Here is an 8,345-nt window from a genome sequence, read left to right as displayed (position 1 = left end):
GAACGGGCTCTGCCTGCGCGGCCGGGACGCTCACCCGCCGCAGTACCGGCGCGGCCTGAGGTTCCTCCGCCTGACGGCGGGAACCAGCCTGAGGCGACGCAGCCCGCCGGGCGGCATGGTTGTGGGATTTTGGGGAATGTTTACTCATGAAGACCTCACAGTCAAAATTAAAAAGCAAAACAAAAAAGTTACAGGAGGGTTACAGATTGTAACCGACGACATCATAACCCGTTTTCCTTGATTCGTCAAGCATTTTTTTGGCAAAACTGCTGGAAAATGAACCCAAAACCGCTTTGCTAGTCTGTCCGAAAATACCTTATTTATGAAATCGACCCAAATTGCGCTTCGAAATACGAAAAAGTAAAGGGATTCTGGATAAAAAGGAAAGAAACCCACGACTGCCTTTAAAATATTTTTCAGGATGCCTAAAAATATTTGCATTCTCCTAAAAATATGGTATGATATGCACATTGCGAACGGCGGACGCCGTAATGAAAAGAAACGCGGAGAAGTTGCCGAAAAACGGGGTTCGGCGACTTCCGAAAGGAGCGGCTGTGATGGAGAAAAGAACCCCAAGCCGAGAGGCGCTGTTTCAGCTTCGCGGCCCTGTGCCGACAGGGGCGGCGGTGTCTTTGGCGCTGCAGCATCTGGTGGCCATGATTGTGGGCTGCGTAACTCCCGCCATTATTGTGGCGGGGGTGGCGGGACTGAATCAGGCGGACGGTGTGCTCCTGATTCAGGCGTCACTGGTGATGTCTGCTGTGTCAACCTTTTTCCAGCTCTATCCCATCGGCGGGCGGTTTGGCTCTGGGCTTCCGGTGATACTGGGTGTCAGCTTTGCCTATGTGCCAAGCATGCAGGCCATTGCTGCTGACGGCGGCGGAGTGGCCGCCATTGCGGGGGCCATGCTGGTGGGCGGCGTGGTGGCCATGCTGGTGGGTTTCGGCATGAAGCATATCCGCCGCCTGTTTCCTCCGGTGATTACTGGTACGGTGGTGTTTACCATCGGCTTGTCCCTCTATCCCACAGCCATCAACTATATGGCCGGCGGCGCGGGCAATACGGCGGAATCCATTGCCGCCAAAGGCCTGCCCGAGACGCTGATTTACGGCTCGTGGGAAAACTGGCTGGTGGCGGTGCTGACGCTGGTGGCGGTGATGCTGCTGAATCACCACGGCAGAGGCATCGGCAAGCTGGCCTCCATTCTGCTGGGCATGCTGGCGGGTTATGTGATTTCCATTCCCTTTCATATGGTGGACTTTTCCGACGTGGCGGACGCGGCGTGGTTTTCCCTGCCCAGACTGCTGCACTTCGGGATAAAGTTTGACCCTGCGTCCTGCATTGCCATCGGACTGCTGTTTGCCATCAACTCCATTCAAGCCATCGGCGATTTTACCGCCACCACCATCGGCGGACTGAACCGGGAGCCCACGGACAGGGAACTGAAGGGCGGCGTCATCGCCTATGGCGCCACCAATATTTTAACGGCCCTGTTCGGAGGGCTCCCCACCGCAACCTATTCCCAGAACGTGGGCATTGTGAGCACTAATAAGGTGGTGAACCGGACGGTGTTTGCCATTGCCGGCGGGTTTTTGCTGCTGGCGGGCCTTTGCCCCAAATTTGCCGCCGTTTTAACCACGATTCCCCAGTGCGTGCTGGGCGGCGCCACGGTGACGGTGTTTTCCACCATCGCCATGACCGGCATGAAGCTGATTGCGTCGCAGGACCTCACCGCCCGGAATACTACCATTGTCGGCCTCTCCGCCGCGCTGGGCGTGGGTATTTCTCAGGCGTCCGCCGCCCTGAGCCAGTTTCCCGAGGCGGTGACGATGATTTTCGGAAAGTCCCCGGTGGTCATCGCCACGATTATGGCGGTGGTGCTGAACCTGCTGCTTCCCAAAGACGATGCATAATAAAACCGTCGGGCCGGGGAGAGCGCTCTCTGGCCCGACGGATAATCGCGTCTTGCTTTGCTGCTTTGGTCTTCAGAATGAGAGCCTTTTTCGCAAAATAGGGCGGGCAATCATGGAAATTGCCGATGAGGAGAGCCAATTCAAGGTTTTGATTGACAATTCAAGACAAATGATGTAATGTGGTATTGAAAATCATATTATGCGAAAGCGCCGGACAAATGACCGTTTGCCGGGAGCCTTCAAAGGAGTTTTTATGGCCTGGAATATTGTGTGCGACAGCAGTGCCGACATGGCAGACCAGAAGTGGGAAGACAGCCTCGTCCGTTTTATTTCCGTGCCGCTGCGCCTTTTGGTGGGCGAGCGGGAGTTTGTGGACGACGAACACATTCGCGTTCCCCAGCTTTTGGAGGCGATGCGTGAGGAGAAGACCGCGTCCTCCACGGCATGCCCATCGCCTTACGCCTTTGCCCAAGCGTTTTCCTCGGCGGACTGCTCCATCTGCTTTACCATTTCCGGAAACCTTTCCGGCACGCTGGCTGCCGCCACGACGGGGCGGGAGTTGGCGCTTGAGGAGTATCCGGAGAAAAAGGTCTGCGTCATTGACTCTAAAAGCACCTCTGGGTGTATGGTCCTGCTGGCGCGGCGGGCAAGAGCTTTGATTGAGGAAGCTGTAAACCCGGATTTTGAGAAGATCTGCGCGGAGCTTCGCATTTATCAGGCCGCCCTGCGCACCGTGTTTACTCTGGAGAATTTTGACAACCTGATTAAGAATGGCCGTATGCGCCCTCTGGTGGGGAACCTGCTCCATTCTCTGGGAATCCACGTAATTGCGGATACCACGCCGCAAGGCTCTATTCATGTGGCGGATAAGGCTCGCGGCGAAACGAAGACCTATCAGGCCATTACAAAGCAGATGGCCGCCAGTAAGGACTGCACCGGGGCCGAGGTGATTATTTCCCACTGCCAGAACCTGCCGGGAGCCGTCAAGCTGAAGGAGCAGATTCTGCGGGACCTGCCGGTGAAGGGCGTGGAAATTATGGCCTGCCGGGGCCTGACCAGTTTTTATGCCATGGAAAAGGGCCTGATTTTGGGCTATTGAGGATACGGTCAAGGGCGCCCGCGGAAGTTTTCCGCGGGCGCCCCTGCGTATTGGAAAACCACCGTTGCTTCTCGGAATATTGCCGGCGGACAAATATTAGCGGAAATTTGGCACGAACTATGGTATAATAAACGCAAAGCGGTTAAGATACTTTTAAATACGACATATTTCATGCTATTTCAACAGAAAAAGACTGGGGGGGTGAAGGCTTGCGCACTCGAAAATCTCTTTTGAAGAGTATTTTTTCCTTTCGACGAAGGGATTTGCTGATATGCACGGCGATTCTAATCTGCGCGTGGACGGCCTGTATGATATTGCTGCACGCCGATACCAGCGAGGGCTTTGCTTCCCCGGTTTTTGTGCTGGCGGTGCTGCTGATTTCCCGCCTGACCGACGGATATCTGTTCGGGCTGCTGGCCGCCGTGGTGGGGGTTGTCTCCGTAAACTATATGTTTACCTATCCGTTTGGGGCGATTGATTTTACCCTTTCCGGCTACCCGCTGACCTTTTTGACGCTTCTCATGGTTTCCATTGTCACCAGTGCTCTGACCACGCAGATTAAGCAGCAGGAGAAGCTCCACACCGACAACGAGATGGAAAAAATGCGGGCGAACCTGCTCCGCTCCGTGGCCCACGATATCCGCACGCCGCTGACCTCCATTGTGGGGTCCACCTCCGTCATTTTGGAAAACCCCTCGATTTCAAGTGAGGAGCAGGGAGATTTGCTGCGGGACGTGCGGGAGGAAGCGCAGTGGCTGATCCGGGTGGTGGAGAATCTTTTGTCCATCACGCGAATCGGGGAAAACGGGCAGGCACACATCGTCAAGAAGAATGAAGCAGCGGAAGAAATTTTGGGAGAGACGGCCCGGAAATTTCGCAAGCGGTTTCCCAATGTGCACATTACTGTGGAGGCGCCCCACGAGCTTTTACTGGTGCCGATGGACGCCATTTTGATTACGCAGGTGCTGGCAAACCTGTTGGAAAACGCTGTGCGACACGGCGAGACGACCACCCGTGTGGCCCTGTCAGTGAAACGAGACGGAAGGATGGCCAAGTTTTCCGTTCAGGACAACGGTCAGGGAATTCCCAGAGAGCAGATGCCCCGCCTGTTTGATGGAACGCTGAAGCGCAGCGAGACCCCTGCCGGCGACGGAAAGCGGGATATGGGACTGGGATTGATGGTGTGCCTCACCATTGTGAAAGCCCATAAGGGCTTCATGGAGGCGCGGAATATAAAGGGCGGCGGCGCGGAATTTGTATTCTGCCTGCCCGCGACAGAGGAGGAAGAACAGTGAACATCCGGGAAAAGATATTGGTGGTGGAGGATGAGAAAAGCATCTCCCGGTTTATCTCCGCCATACTGGACAACAACGGCTATGAGTCCGTACAGGCCCGAACAGGGACGGAGGCGCTGTCCATGATCTCGTCCCACTGCCCGGATCTGGTGATTTTGGATCTGGGTCTGCCGGACATGGACGGGCTGGAAATTCTGCGAAACCTGCGCTCCTGGTCCAGTCTTCCGGTGGTGGTGGTCTCCGCCCGGGACCACGAGCAGGACAAGGTGGCGGCGCTGGATTTGGGTGCGGACGACTATCTGACAAAGCCCTTTGGAACCGCCGAGCTGCTGGCGCGGGTCCGGGCCGCCATCCGCCACACCCGTACCACCTCAGCCAACGACGGGGTTGCCCGGGAGGGCACGTATTCCGTGGGTCGCTTGACCATTGATTACAACAAGCATCAGGTGCTGGTGGACGGCGAGAACGCGAAGCTGACGCTCAGTGAGTTCCGCATTGTGGCACTGCTTGGAAAATACGCGGGCAAGGTACTCACGTATGATTTTATTATCAAAGAGCTGTGGGGACCCCGCGCGGGGGACGATAACCAGATTCTCCGGGTCAATATGGCAAACATTCGCCGGAAGGTGGAAAAAAACCCGGCGGAACCGGAGTACTTTTTCACGGAGGTAGGCGTGGGATACCGTCTTGCTGAGGGAAATTGAACTCCGCAGCGGTCGTTTTTGGGAGTCGGATATACTTGTAATTAAACGGGAAGCGGCTTTTATAAACCGCTTCCCGTTTTTGCGTGCAGATCAATGCAAGAAAAGCCGCCGCCGATTTAATTGCGTTCCATTTTAGAATAAAATATTTACTTTCTATAATAAATTAACGATATTTTAACGACAAGCCAATTGTTTTTAATAAGATCGTAATAATTCTTAACAAACTCTGAACGCTTTTTATAGGAAAAATCTGATACTATCTTAACAAGGACCCTAACAGGGTCCGTAAAGAGCCGTGTGGGAGCGGCAGAAACAAAGGAGTGTGTGTATCTATGGCAACCTTTTTCATTGGCCTCGTAATTCTTGTAGGCGGAGGAGCGCTTTACGGCACCTTCTGCGAGAAAATTTTTGGGCCGGACGACCGGGAGACGCCTGCCTATTCCAAGCAGGACGGCGTTGACTATGTTCCCATGAAGGAGTGGAAGAACAGCCTCATCAACCTGCTGAACATTGCCGGAACCGGCCCCATCATCGGGCCCATTCAGGGAATTTTGTTCGGGCCTATCGCGTTTTTGACTATTCCCATCGGCAACGTGATTGGCGGGGCCATGCACGACTATTTTTCCGGCATGATCTGCCTGCGCGACGGCGGCACTCAGATGCCCGAGATGGTCCGCAGATATAGCAACAAGGGTGTTTACGCGATTTATCAGGTGATCCTCTGTGTGCTGTTGCTGCTGGTGGGCGCGGTGTTTATCTACACCCCCGGCGACATTGCCGCCACGCAGGTGTTTGGGTTCTCCGGCGCACCTACCGCTGTGTCCACCTGGGTGATTTACGGTGTGATTTTTGCCTACTATCTGGTTGCCACCGTTTTCCCCATTGATAAGATTATCGGCAGAATTTATCCCGTTTTCGGCGCGATTTTGCTTTTTTCCGCCGTGGGCGTGTTTATCGGCCTGCTGGTGCAGGGTTATCCCCTGCTGAACGTTTGGGACGATTGGAACGGCGGTCTCATTAAGTACGGCGACTATTTTGGCACCAATCACTTCTTCCCCATCTTCTTCATCACCGTGGCCTGCGGCATTCTCTCCGGCTTCCACTCCACGCAGACCGCTATTATCGCCCGGACCATGAAGAAAGAGAAGCAGGGCCACACCACTTTCTATCGCATGATGACGCTCGAAGGCTTCATCGCCATGATCTGGGCTGCGGGCGCCATGGGCGTTTACAATCTGGGTCTGCAGGAGGCCAATCCCTCTCTGGCTACCGGCACCATCGGGATTGTCTGCAAGAGCCTTCTGGGCAATGCGGGCGGCCTGATTGCACTGCTGGGCGTGATTGTCCTGCCCATCACCTCCGGCGACACTGCCCTTCGCGCCCTGCGCCTGAGCATTGCCGAGTCCTTCCACATTGACCAGAGCAGCAACGGCAAGCGCCTGTCCCTGTCCGCCATTATCTACGTGCTGGTGGCTGTGATTCTGGTGTTCGCCAAAATGAATCCCGCCGGCTTCAGCATTCTGTGGCGCTATTTTGCATGGACCAACCAGACGCTGGCCCTGTTTGCGTTCCTGGCCATCTCCATCTGGATGTTTGAAAACGGTAAGGCCAAATACGTGTGGGTGCCCTTGATTCCCGGCGCGTTTTATGCCTTTGTTACCATTACGTTTATTATGAACGCCAAGATCGGCCTCAATATTCCTTGGGGCGGGGCCTATGCCATCGGCGGCGTGGCGGCGATTGCTTATGCGGCCGTAATCCTCTGGTATGGCCGCCGCAGAGCGGCTGCCCTGCCCTTGAGCGCGAAGCAGTAATTCTTCATTTCGTTTACCGCAGAGAAATGTGGCAAAGCAATACATATCGACAGAGCCGCGGCAAAGGCCGCGGCTCTGTCTGTGTTTTTGGAGCAAGGAAAAATTTACATGAATGTCAACGCGGAGCCGCAAGCTTTGGAAATACTGTGTATTGTAATTTCTTTTCAGCAATCGTATAATTGCGTTAAGAAAAGACAAATAGATGTCAATTTGTCCTCTTATTACAGACAAAGTTATGCCAATAAAAGACTGAAAGCGAAATTTTCCGGGGCCGTTGGAACCGGAAATAAAACCGCGGCATGGTCTTGCAATTAAGGACAGCGAGCGCAAAAGCTTTATAATTTTTAGGAGGGGACGACCATGCTGACTCTGGAAATGATTCAGGAAGCACAGGCCGCGCTGCGGGGCGTGGCAAGAATAACGCCGCTGAATCCTGCTAAAAAGCTGGGAAAAAACGTGTATATTAAGGCTGAAAATCTCCAGCTTACCGGCGCGTTCAAGCTTAGGGGTGCTTATAATAAAATTCGCTCCCTAACGGAAGAGGAGGCAAAGCATGGCGTCATTGCCTGCTCTGCCGGGAATCACGCGCAGGGGATTGCGCTGTCCGCTGCCAAGCTGGGGATTAAGTCTATCATCTGCATGCCTGCCGGTGCGCCCATTAGCAAGGTGGAGGCCACGCGAAACTATGGTGCGGAAGTAGTGCTGGTTCCCGGCGTGTATGACGACGCTGCCGCAGAGGCCGCGCGGCTGACACGGGAACGGGGCTATACCTTTGCCCATCCCTTTAACGATGAGTTGGTCATGGCGGGGCAGGGGACCATCGGCCTTGAAATTCTGGAGCAACTGCCCGAGGTGGAGCAGGTGGTGGTTCCCATTGGCGGCGGAGGCCTGATCTCAGGCGTGGCCTGCGCCATCAAAAGCCTGAAGCCATCCTGCCGGGTAGTGGGTGTGCAGGCGGCCGGTGCGGCGGGGATGTACGTCTCCCAGCGGGCAGGCCGCCCGCTGAAGCTGCCCAGCGTTTCCACCATTGCGGACGGCATTGCCGTGAAGGAACCGGGAGATTTGAGCTTTGCCCTGTGCACGAAATACGTGGATGAAATTGTCACCGTAAAAGACGATGAAATTGCCACCGCCATTTTGGCGCTAATGGAGGACCAGAAAACTGTGGCCGAGGGGGCGGGCGCGGTGCCGGTGGCCGCCGTCATGTTCGGAAAGGTGGACGTGACCGACCGCAAGACAGTGTGTCTGGTTTCTGGGGGAAATGTGGATGTCACCACGTTGTCCCGCATTATTACCAAGGGGCTGTCCAAGTCGGGGCGGCTGGCGGAATTTTCCGCCAAAATTGCGGATAAGCCGGGAAGTCTTCTGGGCCTTCTTCAGGTGGTGTCGGACACGGGCGCCAATATTCTCAGTATCAATCACTCCCGGGAGGATAAGCACGCCGACGTGGGGGCGTGCATCGTGTCTATGGTACTGGAGACGCGAAACGCCCAGCATGTGGATGACATCGAGCGGGAGTT

At 55.1% G+C, this 8,345-nt stretch carries 6 protein-coding genes; all 6 read left to right on the top strand.

The window, feature by feature from the left end; genetic code table 11:
* Positions 1-557 precede the first annotated feature (557 nt).
* Entirely contained in the window at positions 558-1,913 is a 1,356-nt protein-coding gene (locus RTK01_RS14705; protein WP_312281692.1) for a nucleobase:cation symporter-2 family protein, read from the top strand.
* Positions 1,914-2,166: 253 nt separating this feature from the next.
* On the top strand, positions 2,167-3,012 hold the full coding sequence (locus RTK01_RS14700) for a DegV family protein (protein ID WP_312281691.1): 846 nt from the start codon (positions 2,167-2,169) through the stop codon (positions 3,010-3,012).
* Between the two features lie 209 nt (positions 3,013-3,221).
* The gene (locus RTK01_RS14695) at positions 3,222-4,307 is read left to right on the top strand and encodes a DUF4118 domain-containing protein (RefSeq protein ID WP_312281690.1); all 1,086 of its coding nucleotides are present in this window, start codon (positions 3,222-3,224) and stop codon (positions 4,305-4,307) included.
* Entirely contained in the window at positions 4,304-5,011 is a 708-nt protein-coding gene (locus RTK01_RS14690; RefSeq protein ID WP_293010036.1) for a response regulator, read from the top strand. Before RTK01_RS14695 ends, RTK01_RS14690 begins: the two co-directional genes overlap by 4 nt.
* Before the next feature lie 332 nt (positions 5,012-5,343).
* Positions 5,344-6,825, top strand: a complete 1,482-nt coding sequence (locus RTK01_RS14685; RefSeq protein WP_312281689.1) for a carbon starvation CstA family protein — start codon at positions 5,344-5,346, stop codon at positions 6,823-6,825.
* A gap of 360 nt (positions 6,826-7,185) precedes the next feature.
* A partial coding sequence (gene ilvA / locus RTK01_RS14680) for a threonine ammonia-lyase (RefSeq protein ID WP_312281688.1) occupies positions 7,186-8,345 on the top strand: 1,160 nt, incomplete at its 3' end.

The organism is Oscillibacter sp. (assembly GCF_031978065.1).
Classification (GTDB): domain Bacteria; phylum Bacillota; class Clostridia; order Oscillospirales; family Oscillospiraceae; genus Oscillibacter.
Note: the sequence above shows the minus strand (reverse complement) of the source record. Positions and strands in the feature narration are given on the sequence as shown.

Bases quoted from the DNA above. Each gene is read 5' to 3' on its own strand.
- RTK01_RS14700 (WP_312281691.1), top strand. From the start codon at position 2,167: ATGGCCTGGAATATTGTGTGCGACAGCAGTGCCGACATGGCAGACCAG.
- RTK01_RS14685 (WP_312281689.1), top strand. From the start codon at position 5,344: ATGGCAACCTTTTTCATTGGCCTCGTAATTCTTGTAGGCGGAGGAGCG.
- RTK01_RS14705 (WP_312281692.1), top strand. From the start codon at position 558: ATGGAGAAAAGAACCCCAAGCCGAGAGGCGCTGTTTCAGCTTCGCGGC.